General features: G+C 69.2%; 15 protein-coding genes and 1 pseudogene. 12 read left to right on the forward strand and 4 right to left on the reverse strand.

Annotation, left to right across the window (positions count from 1 at the left end; all coding sequences use genetic code 11):
- The first annotated feature begins 127 nt into the window (after nucleotides 1–127).
- The 12 genes and pseudogenes from ACFPZJ_RS36085 (at nucleotide 128) to ACFPZJ_RS36140 (ending at nucleotide 12,267) form a co-directional block, all read left to right on the forward strand.
- On the forward strand, nucleotides 128–1,213 hold the full coding sequence (locus ACFPZJ_RS36085; protein WP_381030859.1) for an S-(hydroxymethyl)mycothiol dehydrogenase: 1,086 nt from the start codon (nucleotides 128–130) through the stop codon (nucleotides 1,211–1,213).
- Complete coding sequence (locus ACFPZJ_RS36090; protein ID WP_381030750.1) at nucleotides 1,213–1,845, forward strand: MBL fold metallo-hydrolase; 633 nt, start codon at nucleotides 1,213–1,215, stop codon at nucleotides 1,843–1,845. Before ACFPZJ_RS36085 ends, ACFPZJ_RS36090 begins: the two co-directional genes overlap by 1 nt.
- A gap of 76 nt (nucleotides 1,846–1,921) precedes the next feature.
- The gene (locus ACFPZJ_RS36095) at nucleotides 1,922–3,310 is read left to right on the forward strand and encodes an NAD(P)/FAD-dependent oxidoreductase (RefSeq protein WP_381030751.1); all 1,389 of its coding nucleotides are present in this window, start codon (nucleotides 1,922–1,924) and stop codon (nucleotides 3,308–3,310) included.
- Between the two features lie 42 nt (nucleotides 3,311–3,352).
- The gene (gene dapA / locus ACFPZJ_RS36100; protein WP_381030753.1) at nucleotides 3,353–4,252 is read left to right on the forward strand and encodes a 4-hydroxy-tetrahydrodipicolinate synthase; all 900 of its coding nucleotides are present in this window, start codon (nucleotides 3,353–3,355) and stop codon (nucleotides 4,250–4,252) included.
- A 20-nt stretch (nucleotides 4,253–4,272) separates the two neighbouring features.
- Nucleotides 4,273–4,710, forward strand: a pseudogene (locus tag ACFPZJ_RS36105) (ornithine cyclodeaminase family protein); the annotation flags it as partial.
- 38 nt (nucleotides 4,711–4,748) lie between these two features.
- Nucleotides 4,749–5,315 (forward strand): hypothetical protein, encoded by a 567-nt coding sequence (locus ACFPZJ_RS36110; RefSeq protein ID WP_381030755.1) that lies wholly within the window; start codon nucleotides 4,749–4,751, stop codon nucleotides 5,313–5,315.
- Nucleotides 5,316–5,361: 46 nt separating this feature from the next.
- Complete coding sequence (locus ACFPZJ_RS36115) at nucleotides 5,362–6,873, forward strand: aminobutyraldehyde dehydrogenase (RefSeq protein WP_381030757.1); 1,512 nt, start codon at nucleotides 5,362–5,364, stop codon at nucleotides 6,871–6,873.
- A gap of 41 nt (nucleotides 6,874–6,914) precedes the next feature.
- Entirely contained in the window at nucleotides 6,915–7,697 is a 783-nt protein-coding gene (locus ACFPZJ_RS36120) for an IclR family transcriptional regulator (protein ID WP_381030759.1), read from the forward strand.
- 265 nt (nucleotides 7,698–7,962) lie between these two features.
- The gene (locus ACFPZJ_RS36125) at nucleotides 7,963–9,231 is read left to right on the forward strand and encodes an aromatic ring-hydroxylating oxygenase subunit alpha (protein ID WP_381030761.1); all 1,269 of its coding nucleotides are present in this window, start codon (nucleotides 7,963–7,965) and stop codon (nucleotides 9,229–9,231) included.
- 46 nt (nucleotides 9,232–9,277) lie between these two features.
- Nucleotides 9,278–10,423, forward strand: coding sequence for a M24 family metallopeptidase (locus ACFPZJ_RS36130; protein ID WP_381030861.1), 1,146 nt, complete (start codon nucleotides 9,278–9,280; stop codon nucleotides 10,421–10,423).
- Between the two features lie 295 nt (nucleotides 10,424–10,718).
- A complete protein-coding gene (locus ACFPZJ_RS36135; RefSeq protein WP_381030763.1) occupies nucleotides 10,719–11,252 on the forward strand; it encodes a 2,4'-dihydroxyacetophenone dioxygenase family protein in 534 nt (177 codons plus the stop codon).
- 58 nt (nucleotides 11,253–11,310) lie between these two features.
- Entirely contained in the window at nucleotides 11,311–12,267 is a 957-nt protein-coding gene (locus ACFPZJ_RS36140; RefSeq protein WP_381030765.1) for a helix-turn-helix domain-containing protein, read from the forward strand.
- A gap of 41 nt (nucleotides 12,268–12,308) precedes the next feature.
- On the opposite strand, the gene ACFPZJ_RS36145 is transcribed toward ACFPZJ_RS36140, so the two are convergent.
- The 4 genes from ACFPZJ_RS36145 to ACFPZJ_RS36160 form a co-directional block, all read right to left on the reverse strand.
- Nucleotides 12,309–12,671: a nuclear transport factor 2 family protein gene (locus ACFPZJ_RS36145; protein ID WP_381030862.1), complete on the reverse strand. Its 363-nt coding sequence runs from the start codon at nucleotides 12,669–12,671 to the stop codon at nucleotides 12,309–12,311.
- A 55-nt stretch (nucleotides 12,672–12,726) separates the two neighbouring features.
- Nucleotides 12,727–13,533: an MBL fold metallo-hydrolase gene (locus ACFPZJ_RS36150; protein ID WP_381030766.1), complete on the reverse strand. Its 807-nt coding sequence runs from the start codon at nucleotides 13,531–13,533 to the stop codon at nucleotides 12,727–12,729.
- A 34-nt stretch (nucleotides 13,534–13,567) separates the two neighbouring features.
- Nucleotides 13,568–14,194: a DsbA family protein gene (locus tag ACFPZJ_RS36155; protein ID WP_381030768.1), complete on the reverse strand. Its 627-nt coding sequence runs from the start codon at nucleotides 14,192–14,194 to the stop codon at nucleotides 13,568–13,570.
- A 140-nt stretch (nucleotides 14,195–14,334) separates the two neighbouring features.
- Nucleotides 14,335–14,808 carry a MarR family winged helix-turn-helix transcriptional regulator gene (locus tag ACFPZJ_RS36160; RefSeq protein ID WP_381030864.1) on the reverse strand — a complete coding sequence of 158 codons (474 nt, stop codon included), beginning with the start codon at nucleotides 14,806–14,808 and terminating at the stop codon, nucleotides 14,335–14,337.
- Between the last annotated feature and the right edge of the window lie 532 nt (nucleotides 14,809–15,340).

Consider the following 15,340-nt stretch of genomic DNA (forward strand, 5'->3'; position numbering starts at 1 on the left):
CGTGATCGACGTCGTCTGCGGGGACATGGTGACCCTGAAGACCGCGGAACTCGACGCCCAGTACACCGGGGCGCCCCGAACACACACATCCGCACACCCGCACAAGGCAATTCGAGGAGAGCCGGAGATGGCACAGGAAGTACGCGGCGTCATCGCGCCGGGCAAGGACGAGCCGGTACGGACCGAGACGATCGTCATCCCCGACCCCGGTCCGGGCGAGGCGGTGGTCCAGGTGCAGGCCTGTGGTGTGTGCCACACTGACCTGCACTACAAACAGGGAGGCATCAGCGCCGACTTCCCCTTCCTGCTCGGGCATGAGGCCGCCGGCGTGGTGGAGTCGGTGGGGGAGGGGGTCACCGATGTCGCGCCCGGAGACTTCGTCATCCTCAACTGGCGTGCGGTGTGCGGGAGCTGCCGGGCCTGTCTGCGCGGCCGCCCCTGGTACTGCTTCGACACCCACAACGCGCAGCAGAAGATGACCCTCACCGACGGCACCGAACTGTCCCCCGCCCTTGGCATCGGGGCCTTCGCGGAGAAGACGCTGGTGGCGGCCGGACAGTGCACGAAGGTCGACCCGGCGGTGTCCGCGACCGTCGCCGGACTGCTCGGCTGCGGAGTGATGGCCGGCATCGGCGCGGCCATCAACACCGGCAACGTGTCACGCGGCGACACCGTCGCGGTGATCGGCTGCGGCGGAGTCGGCGACGCGGCGATCGCCGGGGCGCGGCTGGCGGGCGCGGCGAAGATCATCGCCGTCGACATCGACAACCGGAAACTGAAGACGGCGCGAAGGATGGGCGCTACCCACACGGTCAACTCCCGTGAGACGGAGGCCGTCGGCGCGATCCGCGACCTCACCGGCGGCTTCGGCGCCGACGTCGTCATCGAGGCGGTCGGCCGCCCCGAGACGTACCGGCAGGCGTTCTACGCCCGCGACCTCGCCGGCACGGTCGTCCTGGTCGGCGTGCCCACCCCGGACATGCAGCTCGAACTCCCGCTCCTGGACGTCTTCGGACGCGGCGGCGCGCTCAAGTCCTCCTGGTACGGCGACTGCCTCCCGTCCCGGGACTTCCCGATGCTGATCGACCTGCACCTGCAGGGGCGGCTGGACCTGGAGTCCTTCGTCACCGAGACGATCCCCCTGGACGAGGTGGAGAAGGCGTTCGCCAGGATGCATGACGGCGACGTCCTGCGCTCGGTGGTGGTGCTGTGATGACGACCGTACGGATCGACCACCTGGTCACGTCGGGCACCTTCTCGCTCGACGGCGGCACGTGGGACGTCGACAACAACGTCTGGATCGTCGGCCACGACAGCGAGGCGATCGTCATCGACGCCGCCCACGACGCCCAGGCCATCGCGCAGGAGCTGGGGGACAGGGTCCTGCGGGCCATCGTGTGCACCCACGCTCACGACGACCACGTGGGCGCGGCCCCGGAGCTCGCCGCACTGACCGGCGCACCGATTCTGCTCCACCCCGACGATGACGCGCTGTGGAAGCAGACCCACCCCGACCGCACCCCCGACGGCTCCCTCGCCCACGGGCAGCGCATCACCGTGGCCGGCACGGAACTGGTCGTCCTCCACACCCCCGGTCACGCTCCTGGCGCGGTCTGCCTTCACGCGCCCGCTCTGGGGTCGGTGTTCACGGGAGACACCCTCTTCCAGGGCGGCCCCGGCGCCACCGGCCGGTCGTTCGCCGACTTCCCCACCATCATTCGCTCGATTCGCGACGAACTGCTCACCCTGCCCCCGGACACGGCCGTCCACACCGGACACGGCACCTCGACCACCATCGGCGCGGAGGCCCCGCACCTTCAGGAGTGGATCGACCGAGGCCACTGACACACCAGCTCAAGGGAACGGCGAGGTTCTCCGAGCATCCGAAATCTTCACCCGCAGAACGTGCAGGAGGGCACCGATGAAAGACGTAGTGATCGTGGGAGGCGGCATCGCGGGACTGGCCGCGGGCTGGCGACTGCGGCACTGGGACACGCTCCTGCTCGAATCGGAGGGGCGGGTCGGCGGCCGGATCCGCTCCGAGCGGCGCGGACCGTACTGGCTCAACTGGGGCGGGCATGTCTACGCCGGCGGGGACTCCGCGACGTCGTGGCTGCTGAGCAGCACCGGTGTCGACGCGGTCCCCGTGCCCGGCTCGCTGGCCGGGCTGTCGATGAACGGCAAGCTGCTGCTCAAGGGCCGGGTGGAGAGCTACCCGTTCCGCATCCCGATGCCGATGTCGGCGCGGGTCGGCATGGTCAAGGCCGGTGCCAGGGTCGCGGTGCAGGTGGCCCGTTACGCCCGGATCGTGCAGCGGCGGTCGGGCGAGGACGCGGCTCAGCATCAGCAGCGGATCTACGGCTTCATGAACGACCGTTCCTTCAAAGACTTCATCGGCGGTCTGCCCGAGGACGCCGAGGCCCTGTTCAAGCCGACGGTGACGCGCTCGGCCGCCGACATCGACCAGTTGTCGGCGGGTGCGGGGGTGGGCTATTTCAGCCTGGTGTGGAACATCGGCGGGGGTCTGTCGCAGAGCATTCTGGGCGGCCCGTCCACACTCACCGAGAGCATCGCGGCGGCTCTGTCGGACCGGGTGCGGTTGAACGCGACCGTCGACGAGATCGTCCACAAGAGCGATTCGGTCGTGGTGCGTTACCGGCAGGGCGGCGTCGAACAGGAGGTCGAGGCGCGCTGCGTCGTGCTGGCCACGCCCGCGACGGTCAGTCACCGGGTCGCGGTCGATCTCGACCCCTACGTCCGCGAGGCCCTGTCGAAAATCGTCTACGGCCCCTACGTGAGTGCGGCGTTCCTCAGCAACGAGACCGGACGTCAGGTCTGGGACGACGCCTACGGCATCGCGACGCCGAAGCGGTCCTTCGCCGTCGCGCTGAACATGTCGAACGTGGTGCACGGTTACGAGCGGGAGCGCCGGCCGGGCAGCAGCATCATGACGTTCTCGCCGGGCAGTCTGGCGCGTGAGTTGCTGGAGCACGACGACGAGAAGATCCGCCGGATCTACCTCGACGATCTGGACCAGGTGCTGCCCGGCTTCGCCGACCACGTCGTCGAGGCCGAGGTACAGCGCTGGCCCACGGGCGCGCCGTACTGCTTCCCCGGCCGAGGCCAGCTGCAGCAGACGCTGACCCGCCGCAGCGGCCGGGTGTTCCTGGCCGGCGACTATCTCGGCACCTTCTATACCGAGACCGCGATCCGGACCGGTCTGTCCGCAGCGCAGGAAGCACAGAGCCTGCTGGCCACCGAACTGCAGACCGCAGGGCAGAGCCTTGCGCCGGCCCCCGCCACCCCGTAAGCCCGCCTCCCCACCCATGGCTTCACCTGAGGAGAGTCCAGAATGTCGTCACAGCTGAGCGGCGTCCTGACCGCACTGGCCACACCGTTCGCGCCGGACCGGGAGATCGACGAGAAGACACTGCGCCGCCTGGTCGACCGCAGCGTCGACGGCGGGGTGGACGGCGTCGTCGCCTGCGGTTCCACCGGTGAGTTCGCGGCGATGAGCGCGGCGGAGCGGCGCCAGGTGGTCGAGACCGTCATCGACCAGGCGGCCGGGCGTGTGCCGGTGGTCGCGCAGACCGGTGCGCTGAGCACCAGGGAAGCGGTCGAGCTGTCCCGCCACGCGCAGGATGCCGGGGCCTCGGTGCTGATGGTGGTGACGCCGTACTACGAGCCGCTCACGCTCGACGAGACGCTGCGCTATCTGCGCACCGTCGCCGACGCCGTGGACATTCCGATCATGCTCTACAACCTGCCCGGGGCGACCGGTGTCAATCTGACGCCGGAGACCGTCGGACAGCTCGCCCGCGAGGTCGAGAACATCCAGTACATCAAGGACACCAGCGCCGACATGGCCCAGGCCGGACAGCTGATCCACAACCACGGCGACGTCATCTCCACCTTCATCGGCTGGGACAGCCTCCTGCTGACCTCGATCGCCGAGGGCGCCGCCGGTGTCATGGCCGGGACCGCGAACGTCATGCCGGCCGAACTCGTCTCGATCCACCGCGCGTTGCGCGCCGGCGAACTCGACCGCGCGCGGGCCGAATGGGCACGGATCTACCCGCTGATGGACGCGATCATGTCCGCTCCGTTCATCCCGGCGATCAAGGCCGCCCTGGACGCGGCAGGATTCCCCGTCGGCGGCCCGCGCGAGCCGGTGCTCGCGCTCGACCCCGCCACCAACGCCCACATCTCCTCGCTGGTCCAGGCGCTTCCGCAGCTTTCGCCGTCACAGTGAGCACGAACGGGACGGCAGCCATGAGATTCCTGGACGAGCACGATGTCCGCTCCGTGTTCGACATCGACACCGCGATCGCCTCGCAACGCACCGCGTTCCTCGCCCTCGCCCTCGCCCGAGGAGAGGCGTGGCAGCCCGAGAAGATCCTGGGCGGCCACGCCGACGATCCCGACACCGTCCTGTGCTACGCCGCGCGCCTCGACCGCGCGAGCGGACCCGTCTGCAAGTTCGGGAGCATCAACCCCGAAAACGCCGGAACAGCCGTCCCGACCATCAACGCCGTGATCACCGTGCTCGACCCGCGCACCGGCGTCCCTCTGGCCTTCATGGACGGCACGGCGGTGACCACGCTGCGCACGGCCGCCGCGAGTGCGGTCGCCGTCGAGGCACTGGCCAGGAAGGAGGCGGCCCGCCTCCTGGTGCTGGGGGCCGGCGTCCAGGGGCAGGCGCACATCAAGGCTCTGCAGCACGACAAGCACTACGCCTGGACGGGCATGTGGTCACCGCGCCCCTCCTCGCGCGACGCCTCCGTCGGCAGGGGTTCGACGTCGAACCGGTGGAGTCCCCGAGCGAGGCGATCGGCCGGGCGGACGTCATCGTCTGCGCCACCTCGGCCATCGAACCCCTGTTCGCCGCAAGCGAGTTGGCGCCCGGCGTCACCGTCGTCACAGTCGGATCCTTCGACCGGCACCGTTGCGAGATCGGACCGGACGTCCTCCACGTCAGCAACCAGGTGGTCGTCGATCACGAACCGACGGCCCGCCAGAACTGCGGTCCGCTCGTCGCCGCCCGCGCGCACCCTCATGCGCCGGGGCTCGAAGTCCTCGAACTCCGCCGGGTCCTGACCGGCGAGGCGACCGGTCGCGGCAGCGACGACGACATCGTGACGTACCTCAGCGCCGGCCTCGGCGTTCAGGACGCGGCAGCGGCCTGGAGCGTCTACCAGCAGGCCGAAGCACGCGACATCGGCCGGAGGACGGACTGGCCCGCCACGTCCGCGAGTTCGCCGGCCACGGAACACGGATCGACCGGCGAACCGGCAGGCCGGCCGCCGTCCCGCTGAGAGATCAGCACTCGCCGTATCCACCACTCTCAAGGAGTCACTGATCATGACCACCACCACCGGCCCCACGACGGCCACGGTTCGACGCGCAACGGACGCGGCGCCTCTGATCACCGCGGCCGACCTCCCCCCGGCCCGGCACTTCATCGACGGGAAGTTCCTCGACCAGTCACCCGAGCGCGTCATCGACGTGGTCGACCCGAGCACCGAGAACGTCATCGCCCACATCCCCGAGGGCACCGCCGACGACATCGACGGCGCGGTCGCCGCCGCGGTCGCGGCCAGGAGGCAGTGGGCACGGCTGCTCCCCAAGGAGCGCTCGGAGACGCTGCATGCCATCGCCGACGGGCTGGCCGAGCACACCGAACTCCTGGCCAGGCTGGAGTCGGCGAACACCGGCAAGCCGCTCGCGGTCTCCCAGGACGACGTCGCCCAGACCGTCGACACCTTCCGCTTCATGGCCGGTGCGGTCCGCGCGACCACCTCCATGGCCGCCGGCGACTACGCCGAGAACCACCTGTCGGTCATCCTGCGCGAACCGCTCGGGGTGATCGGCGTGGTCACCCCGTGGAACTACCCCCTGCTCATGGCGGCCTGGAAGATCGCCCCGATCCTCGCCGCCGGCAACACCCTGGTCCTCAAGCCGTCCGAACAGACGCCGCTGACCACCCTGAAGCTCGCCGAACTCGTCGCCGACCTCCTGCCGCCCGGCGTGCTCAACGTCGTGAACGGATACGGCCCGGTCGCCGGAGCCCGGCTCGCCGAGCACCCGGACGTGAACATGATCGCCCTGACCGGCTCGGTCTCCAGCGGCCGCGCCGTAGCCCGGGCCGCCGCCGACACCCTCAAGCGGGTCCACCTCGAACTCGGCGGCAAGGCCCCGGTGGTGATCTTCCCGGACGCCGACCTCGCGGCGGCCGTCTCGGCACTGCGCGTCGCCGGATTCTGGAACTCGGGCCAGGAGTGCGGGGCCGCCTGCCGCGTGCTGGTCCACGAGTCGGTCGCCGAGCAGTTCGTCGAGCAACTCGTCGGCGAGGTCCGGGCTCTGGTCGTCGGGGAGCCGACTTCCGGTGAGGACGTCGAGGTCGGGCCCATGGTCTCGAAGGCCCACTTCGACCGCGTCACCGGGTACCTGGAGCGCGCGAAGAGCCAAGGCATCCGCGTGGCGACCGGAGGCGGGGCCCTCGACGGACCCGGCTACTTCGTGGCCCCGACTGTCCTGGTCGACGTCCCCGAAGGAGCCGAGGTGGCCCGCGAGGAAATCTTCGGCCCGGTCATCACGGTCGAGACCTTCAGCGAGGAGGACGAAGCGGTCCGGCGCGCCAACGACGTCCCCTTCGGCCTGTCCGCCTCGGTGTGGACCGAGAACGCCCGCCGGTGCCACGGCATCGCCGCGCGCCTCGACTTCGGCACCGTCTGGGTCAACTCCCACCTGGTGCTGGCCAGTGAAGTGCCCTGGGGCGGTTTCAAGGGATCCGGCTACGGCCGCGACCTGTCCCTCTACGCCCTGGACGACTACTCGCGCACCAAGCACGTCATGCACAACCACGAGCGCTGACCCCGTCCAGGTCCTTCTCTGTTGGAGGCTATGGTCTCGCCATGAGTGACAGGGGCAAGGTACGCAACGGCTCGGTCCATTCAGTCAACCGTGCAATCTCCATTCTTCAGGTCCTTGCTCTGCGCGGGGCCGCGGGCGTGACTCAGATCGCCGACGAGCTGGATGTCCACAAGTCGACCGTCTTCCGGCTGCTGGCGACGCTCGAGGCGCGCGGGCTCGTCGAGCAGGACGCGAGTCGTGGTCAGTATCGGTTGGGCTACGGCGTGGTCCAACTCGCCGCCGGGGCGACGAGGACATATGACATCTCGGTCATCAGCCGGCCGATCTGCCAGGAACTCGCCGAAGCGGTCGGTGAGTCCGTCAATGTCGCGATCCACGACGGTCGAGACCTGGTGACCATCGATCAGGTGAGAGGCAACGCCTCCGTCACGACGGTCGACTGGGTCGGTCAGCGCACCCCGCTGCATACGACGGCTCCCGGCAAGCTGTTCCTCGCCACGATGCCGGAAGCGGATCGCAGGAGGATCCTCGACCGAGGTCTGGAGCGGCACACCGTCCACACGATCGTGGACGCGAAGGAGCTTGAGACGCAGCTCGCGCAGGTGCGCGTGCAGGGGTACGCGTTCACGGAGGAAGAGCACGAGATCGGTCTCACCGCGGTTTCTGCGCCGATCCGCGCCGCCCATGGTGGGGTGATCGCTGCCGTGGTCGTCTCCGGTCCCTCGTTCCGGATCACGTCGGAGGCCATTCCCGAGCTGGCGGAGAAGGTCGTGTCCGCGGCTGCCGCGATCTCCGAGCGTGCCGGCTTCCTCAAGTCCGGCTGAATCACGGCGCTCGCCGGGCGCCTTTCGCTGTTCGTGGACGTGCCCGTTCGCGCGCTCCCGCCGCGATGGACACCCGTGGGTCGCCGCCGCCTGCATTGCATTGAACCGACCGTGCTTTCGCCGTTGACAGGCCCTTGAGACGCGCTGCACCCTGAGCTTGTTTCGCATAGCAGTCTTGTTCCGCAATGCGAGACAAGCTAGCGGCAGGGCAGGTATCAGGCTGTCGCCGTCCGATCCGGACATCCCGGATCCGAGCGTTGGAGACATGACCGTGACGCACACGAGCATCGAAAAGCCATCCCTGGACATCGCGTCCGTGGTGAACCGCCGAGCAGCGGGCCACAGCCTCGAGGCGCCCTTCTACACGAGCCAGGAGATCTACGAACTGGACCTCGACGTCATCTTCGGCAGGCACTGGTTCTTCTGCGCCACGGAGGCCGAGATACCTGAGGCCGGCGACTACGTGACCGTGAATGTCGGGCCCCATTCCGTGATCATCGTCCGCGACGACGACGAGGAAATCCGTGCCTTCCGCAACGTCTGCCGGCACCGAGGCGCGCGTCTGCTGGACCAGGGGTGCGGGTCGGTCGGAAACATCGTCTGCCCGTACCACCAGTGGACCTACCGGACGGACGGCAGCCTGGTCTTCGCCGAGTACCAGCCGTCCACCTTCGACCGCGAGCAGTTCGGCCTCAGGCCTGTGCATGTCCGCACGGTCGGGGGACTCGTCTTCTTCTGCCTGTCCGATGAACCGCCGTCCGACTTCGACGAGTTCAGCCGGTTCGTGGAGCCGTACCTGCTGCCGTACGACCTCAGGACGGCGAAGGTCGCCCACCAGACCGACATCGTGGAGCGGGGCAACTGGAAGCTCGTGATGGAGAACAACCGGGAGTGCCACCACTGCGATGTGTCCCACCCGGAGCTCCTCACCGCGTACTTCCCCTTCAACCGGCACTCCGAGGAAGACGTCCCGCCGCGGATGCGGCCGCTGTACGAGCGCTACAAGGCCGCGGAGGCCGCGCTGACCGCCACCCGCACCGCGGCCGGCTTCCCGCAGGAAGAGCGACGAGAGCTCGACTCGCGCCCGACCGGATTCCAGCTCTTCCATCTGCCGCTCGACGGAGCGGGCGCCTCGCTCGGGAAGGGTGGCGAGCAGGTGTGCAAGAAGCTGCTCGGCTCCATCACCGACCCCAAGTTCGGCGACCTCTCGCTGCACATGCAGCCGAACGCCTGGTTCCACTTCCTCAGCGACCATGCCGTCGTGTTCTGGGTCCAGCCCCTGTCTCCTGGCGAAACCCTCGTACGCACCACGTGGCTGGTGCACCCTGACGCGGTCGAGGGCGTCGACTACGACGTCGACGCGCTGACGGCGGTGTGGAAGGCCACCAACGACCAGGACCGTGCGCTGGTCGAGGCGACCCAGTGCGGCGTCGCCAACCCCGGCTATGTGCCGGGCCCCTACTCGACGGTCGAAGACGACGTCGAGGCCTTTGTGAACTGGTACGTCAAGCGGATCCGGTCGAGCCTCGGATGAAAATGACACCGCGCGGCGGCAGCCGATCACGATCGATGTCAGAGCCCTGAACGCCGAACGTCTCTCGCGGGCGCAGGCGGGCATGAAGGCGGCCGGACTCCCCTCCGCGTTGCTCTTCGATCCCGCCAATGTCCGCTACGTGACCTGCGACGGACAGTTCCTGGTGGCCAACCTTCACTGCCCCTACCGGTGGGTGCTGGTCTTCGCCGAGCACGATCCGATCCTGTGGGACGGCGCCGAGCAGGTGCATCTGAGCCGATCACACTGGGACGGCGAGATCCGCACAGCAGAAGGCTTCGCCTTCTTCGGATCGGGGTCGCACAGCAGACGCGACGCGGGGAGGGCCATCGCCGCGGTCGTCGCCGAACTGCGAGAGCGGGGGCTGCGGGACGAGCCGCTCGGTGTCGATCGTGTCGACGCGGTCGCCTTCCTCGAGCTGGCCGATCGGGGGATCAAGGTCGTCGACGCCGTCCCGGTGCTCGAGGGGGCCCGAGGGGTGAAGTCGCCGACCGAACTTGACATCCATCGCGAGAACGCACGTCTGGTCGACGAGGCTGTCGCGGCGTTTCTCCCTCACCTGGAACCTGGCAGGACCGAGAACGAGTTGTGGGCGGCTCTGGCTCGCGAGACGTTCGCGCACGGGGCACTCCACGCCGAGGCGCGGCTGCTGTGCTCGGGCCCGAGGACCAACCCGTGGATGCAGGAGGCGACACATCGCGTCGTCCACGACGGTGACCTCGTCGCTTTCGACACCGACCTGGTGGGCCCGTTCGGCTACCTGACCGACATCTCGCGCACCTACTTGTGCGGTGATCGCCAGGCCACCGGGGAACAGCGAGCGGTGTACCAGGCGGCGTACGAGTTCGTTCACGAGGCCATTCCCGAGTTCGTCGCCGGACGCAGCTTCGCGGAGCTCGGCGAGATGCTGGGGAAGCGCATCCCGGAGAGGTATCGCCGGCAGCGTTATCCCTTCATCGCCCATGGATGCGGAGCCACGGACGAGTACCCGGTGGTCACGATGACCGATTACCACCCGGGCATCCTCGAGCCCGGGATGGTCCTCAGCGTCGAGGGCTACATAGGAGCCGTCGGCGGGACGGTCGGCGCCAAGTACGAGGAGCAGATCATCGTCACCGAGGGCGCATTGGAAGTCGTCTCCCACGCTCCGGCGGACGAACGGCTCCTGCGCTGACACGAGGCGGGACGGTCTGGCGAAGACGTCTGTCGGTACCGTCTGCCTGTCCACAACGGCCCCTGAAAGACGGCCCATGCACCCCACGCCGAGGCGCGGCTGCTGTGCTGTGGGACATGACCGGCTCGCCGAGGGCCCATACCCGGTCCCCAGGACCAGCGTGCCGGCGGCCCATGGCGGCTGCGGCCGGGGCATGTCCCGAACAGGCAATCCGCGATGTCCGCCACGGGAAAGACCTGGCGTCGGCTGCCGGGGTTCACTGTCGGCCACCCGCCACGACGCAAGGGAGCCGGCCATGCCTGAAGCAGCCGACAACGAGTTCTGGAAGAACCTCCAACCGATCCGGAACTCCCTGAAGCCGGACGCCCAGCCCGAGGTCTACCTGTCCCAGGTGGCCACCGACGACGACCGGTACTACGTGCCGTTCACCGAGACCGTCGGCTCGCGTCCGCTGTGGATCAACGTCAAGGACAACTCGTGGGCCGACATCCTGCGAGCCAAGGAAGCGGGACTGGTCAACCGGCACTACCACCCGCACGAGGTCTTCGCGTACACGATCTCCGGGAAGTGGGGGTATCTGGAGCGGCCGTGGACCGCACGCGCCGGTGACTTCGTCTATGAGTCGCCGGGCGAGGGCCACACACTGGTGGCCTACGAGAGCGACGAGCCGATGAAGGCGTTCTTCATCGTCAAAGGACCGCTCATCTGGCTGGACGAGAACGGCGAACCCGACGGCTACTTCGACGTCCACGACTACATCGAGCTGTGCCGCACGCACTACGAGAAGGTCGGCATCGGAGCCGAGTACGTAGACTCGCTCTTCCGCTGACCCCGGCTGCACCGAGACCCTGTCCTTTGCGCCCGCGCAGGCCGGAAAGGAGCCCCAGGTGACCGTGCCCCTTCTCTCCCACGTGTCCACACGGTCCGTCGACCCGGCCGACCGGATCGACTTCTGGGAGGAGTACAACCGGCAGGCGCTGGTGGGTCTGACCTGCTCGTCCTACTCCCCGGACGGTCTGCTGGCCACCCAGTCGAACTTCCGGCTGGGTGGTCTGCGGCTCGCCGAGATCACCGGCAACGAGCACGTCATCGAACGCAACCCTCGGACCTGTCAGGAGCTCCCGAAGGACTCGGTCTTCGTCAGCCTGCTGACGCACGGCCAGGCGGTGTTCTTCCACGAGGGCGGCTGTCTCACCGTCAAGGCGGGTGACCTGGTCCTCTACGACACCCGCCGGTCGTACCTGTTCGGTTTCCCCTCCGCCATGCGCCAGCTGCTGGTGGACATTCCCCGTGAGGTATTCGCCGAGCGGTGCGCCTCCGGCGACGTGTCAGCGCCCCTGCTGTTCGGGCGGGGGTCGGCGACCGGCGGCGCGATGGTGTCCGCCATAAAGTCGCTGCTGGCTGACTGGGCCACGGGGCGCGGGAACGGTGATTCCGTGCAGACAGAGGCCACTGTGCTGGACCTCGTCCGTGCCCTGACGGCTCCGCGGCTGGGCGACGAGTCCGCCCTGCCCGCGATGTCCTCCCGACTGGCCATGGCCCAGGACTACATCGACCGGCACCTGTCCGACCCCCGGCTGAGCGCGGAACGGGTCGCGGAGGCGATCGGGGTGTCCGCCCGGCACCTCAGCCGTGTCTTCCAGCAGAGCGGCGTCAGTCCCGCACGCCACATCCTCGACCAGCGGCTGGCGAAGGCGCGTGAGCAGCTGGCCGACCCGAGCTCCCGCCACCTCACGGTCGCCGAGATCGCCCACCGTTGGGGCTTCCCCAGCCAGGCGCACTTCACCCGGGTCTTCCGCGGCCGTTTCGGCCAGACGCCCGGTGAGACCCGCCGACTGGCGTGACCGCACCCGTGCATCGGCATGGACGGGTGCGGTCGTCGCGGTCATGCGTCGTGGGTCATGGCCTCACGGACCTTGGCAGTGTCCACGAACTGCTCGAAGCGGACGATGAGCCCACCGCGCACGACGAAGTGGTGCGCGACGCGGACGTCGATCGCCTTGCCCGTGGCCTTGTTGGTGGCCGTGTACCGGGCGAGGACGACCACGTTCTCGCCGTCGACGACGTAGGTGTCGTCGTGGGCGGTCCAGCCGTCCCACTCCTTGGCGAGCTGCTCCATTACGTTGGAGGTGACACCGTCGGGGGTGCGGTAGGTGCCGGCGAGGGGGAAGCCGGCCATCTCCGTCCACTCGACGTCGGGGGCGAGGGTGGCGCGCAGGGCTTCCAGGTCACCGGTGGCGGACGCCAGGTACTAGCGGCGTACGACGTCGGCGGGGGCGGTGGAGGTGGCGAAGTCGGTCATGTCAGCCCCACTTCATTTCGCCCTTGGCGACCTTGGCGCCGATCTGGGCGGCGATCACCATGCCGTTGTCCGGGTAGCGGCCGACGAGCGCCTCCGTGAGCGCCGCGCCGTCGGCGGCCTTGGCCAGCTCCTCCTCGAACGCCACCAGGTAGTCGCGGGTGGCGGTGATGGCGGAGGCGTCGGCGGCGGTGCCGGGAAGCCGGTGGCCGGGGACGACCAGCTGCGGCTTCAGGGCGGCCATCTCGTCCAGCAGGTCGATCCAGGACGCGCGGTCGCTGGGGGTGGGGGTGTCGGCGACCCAGACGTGTTCCTGCTGGAAGAGCAGTACGCCGCCGAGGAGGGCGCGCTGCTCGGCCTGCCACAGGTAGTGGCGGTCCGGCAGGCCGGCCGGGCCGCCCTTCAGTTCGAAGCGATGGCCCTCGAGGGCGAGGTCGCCGGTGAGCGGTTCCAGGTCGACCAGGCGGGTGGGCAGGTTCGGGCCGAGCGCCGCCCAGGCCTTGAGCTTGCCCTCGTAGGAGCGGTGGATGTGTTCGATGGTGTGCTCGGTGGCGAGGAACTTCGCGTCGGGGAAGGCGTCGGCGAGGACTTCGGCGCCGAAGTAGAAGTCGGGGTCGCCGTGGCTGATGAAGACGGTGGTGAGCGTCTTGCCGGAGTCGAGGATCTCGGCGGCCAGGCGGTGGCCGTCGGCGCGGGTGAAGCCGGCGTCGACCAGCAGGGCCTCGCTGTCGCCGGTGACGAGGGTGGCGGTCTTGTTCTTGCTGCCGGCGGGGAAGTCGAGGTGGAGGACCTTGAAGTCGAGGGTACTCATGGAAGGGCTCCTTGCTCTCGGAGAAGGGGATGGGTCAGGAGGGGCATTCGGCGTCGAGCGCCGCGAGACGCCGGTCCACCTCGTCGATGGTGGCGTGTCCGTGGGCCAGGGTGGTGACGCGCTCGCCGTCGACGGCGAGGAGGGTGGGAAAGCCCGTGACGCCCAGCTCGGCGGCGCGACGGAAGTCGGCTGCGGCTTCCGCCCGAGCCTCGGGCGCTTCGAAGAAATCGACCACCGCGTCGGCGTCCAGTCCTGCGGCGTCGGCGAGCTGCCGGTAGGTCGCCGGGTCGGACAGGCTCTGCCCGTCGACGTAGAAGGCGCGTTGGAGGTCCGTGACCAGTTCCGCCGCCCGGTCGGGGGCTGCCCGGCGCAGCGCGGCCACGCCGCGGGCGGCGGCCTCGGAGTCCATCACGAACGAGCCCTCGTCTGCCAGCCGCCGGTAGGCCTCGCCGAACCGGGCGCCGGTCCGCTCGCTGATCTGGCGGTTGGCGCCCTGGATGTAGCCGAACGCGCTCATCGGTACTCGGCGCCCGCCGGTGAACAGGCCCCCGGAGACGACCTCCACGGGCAGTTCGGGGTGCCGGGAGGTGATCTCGCGCAGTGGTGCCGAGAAACCGTGCGACCAGCCGCAGTACGCATCGAAGACGTAGACGAGTTTCATCGAAGACCTCGTGAGAACGGGGCGCCCACCTGGTGCGGGTCACTCACAACATTATCTGACTCCTCAGATATTTCAATGCGGAGTAACCCGGTGGGGCGATGTGCGTGGTCGGCGCGTCCGCCGGCGCTGCGGGGCCCGGCTCAGGGCAGCTGCGGCAGGGAGTCGCGGGCCGCGTGGCTGAGAATCCGCAGGTCCTCCGCGAAGCGTTCCCGGTGGGAGGCGGGCAGGGGGTCCAGGAAGTACCGCTTGATGTTCTCCACGTGGAGCCGGGAAGCGCGTACGGCGGTTGCCTCGCCCAGCGCTGTCAGGCGTACCAGTCGCCCTCGGCCGTCGTCCGGATCCGTGACCCGCTGCACCAGTCCTGCCGCCGCCATCCGGTCCACCAGCCGCGTCGCCCCGCCCGTGGTGAGCACCTGCTCCTGGCTGATCGCGCGCATCGACAGCCCTGGTCCGCCCGCCCGCCCCAGGATCAGCAGCACCTCGTACATCAGGTGGCTGATCCCGCACTCCTCCTCCAGTCGCCGGCCCAGGATGTACTCCAGCCGGGTCGCGGCACCCTGCAGCCGCCCGAAAGCCAGGACCAGCTCGTTGTCGGCCGCGTCCTTCGCGGTCATGATCTCCCTCTGTTCGTCCTGCTCGCTCACGGCACCTCCGCATGTTCGTCCAGGCGGAACCTATCGCGCCTGATCCCGTGCGGGAGCCCCGGAGCCCATCCGGACCTCGGCCGCACAGCTGCGGCGCGGCCGGTACGACACACCGACCGCACCGACCGCGGGGCAGCGTCGGCTTGCGGCCCCAGGCGAGTTGGATGACGAAGCCGATCCGGTAGACGCGCAGGCGGCCCAGCCGGTCGGGCGGCCGCCCGCCACGATGCCGGCCAGCCAGCCCACGGCCGCGACCATCACGCAGAACAGGATGGTTGTCGTGTCCATGCCCAGGTGGCAGCGCTGCGCAGCCCGCTCCGCTCGGTGGCCGTGGCCACGATCAGCGCGCAGCTGCGGGGCGTGGTCTGCCGAACATGTCGGTCGACGGAGTGCACCCGGCCGTGCCCGACACCGCATGGTGTTCGGGGCCCGAGTCCCGCGCTCGTCGACGCCGGCGAGGGGTAATCGTCCTCTGGCACCCGAGCCTCGCGGACGGCGGCCG

Origin of the sequence: Streptomyces bullii (assembly GCF_042657145.1) — a bacterium.
Taxonomy (GTDB): Bacteria; Actinomycetota; Actinomycetes; order Streptomycetales; family Streptomycetaceae; genus Streptomyces; species Streptomyces bullii.

What these genes read in the sequence shown, in the direction of transcription:
- ACFPZJ_RS36085 (WP_381030859.1), top strand. Translation starts at nt 128, where the DNA reads ATGGCACAGGAAGTACGCGGCGTCATCGCGCCGGGCAAGGACGAGCCG.
- ACFPZJ_RS36090 (WP_381030750.1), top strand. Translation starts at nt 1,213, where the DNA reads ATGACGACCGTACGGATCGACCACCTGGTCACGTCGGGCACCTTCTCG.
- ACFPZJ_RS36095 (WP_381030751.1), top strand. Translation starts at nt 1,922, where the DNA reads ATGAAAGACGTAGTGATCGTGGGAGGCGGCATCGCGGGACTGGCCGCG.
- dapA (WP_381030753.1), top strand. Translation starts at nt 3,353, where the DNA reads ATGTCGTCACAGCTGAGCGGCGTCCTGACCGCACTGGCCACACCGTTC.
- ACFPZJ_RS36115 (WP_381030757.1), top strand. Translation starts at nt 5,362, where the DNA reads ATGACCACCACCACCGGCCCCACGACGGCCACGGTTCGACGCGCAACG.
- ACFPZJ_RS36120 (WP_381030759.1), top strand. Translation starts at nt 6,915, where the DNA reads ATGAGTGACAGGGGCAAGGTACGCAACGGCTCGGTCCATTCAGTCAAC.
- ACFPZJ_RS36125 (WP_381030761.1), top strand. Translation starts at nt 7,963, where the DNA reads ATGACCGTGACGCACACGAGCATCGAAAAGCCATCCCTGGACATCGCG.
- ACFPZJ_RS36135 (WP_381030763.1), top strand. Translation starts at nt 10,719, where the DNA reads ATGCCTGAAGCAGCCGACAACGAGTTCTGGAAGAACCTCCAACCGATC.
- ACFPZJ_RS36150 (WP_381030766.1), bottom strand. Translation starts at nt 13,533, where the DNA reads ATGAGTACCCTCGACTTCAAGGTCCTCCACCTCGACTTCCCCGCCGGC.
- ACFPZJ_RS36155 (WP_381030768.1), bottom strand. Translation starts at nt 14,194, where the DNA reads ATGAAACTCGTCTACGTCTTCGATGCGTACTGCGGCTGGTCGCACGGT.
- ACFPZJ_RS36160 (WP_381030864.1), bottom strand. Translation starts at nt 14,808, where the DNA reads ATGACCGCGAAGGACGCGGCCGACAACGAGCTGGTCCTGGCTTTCGGG.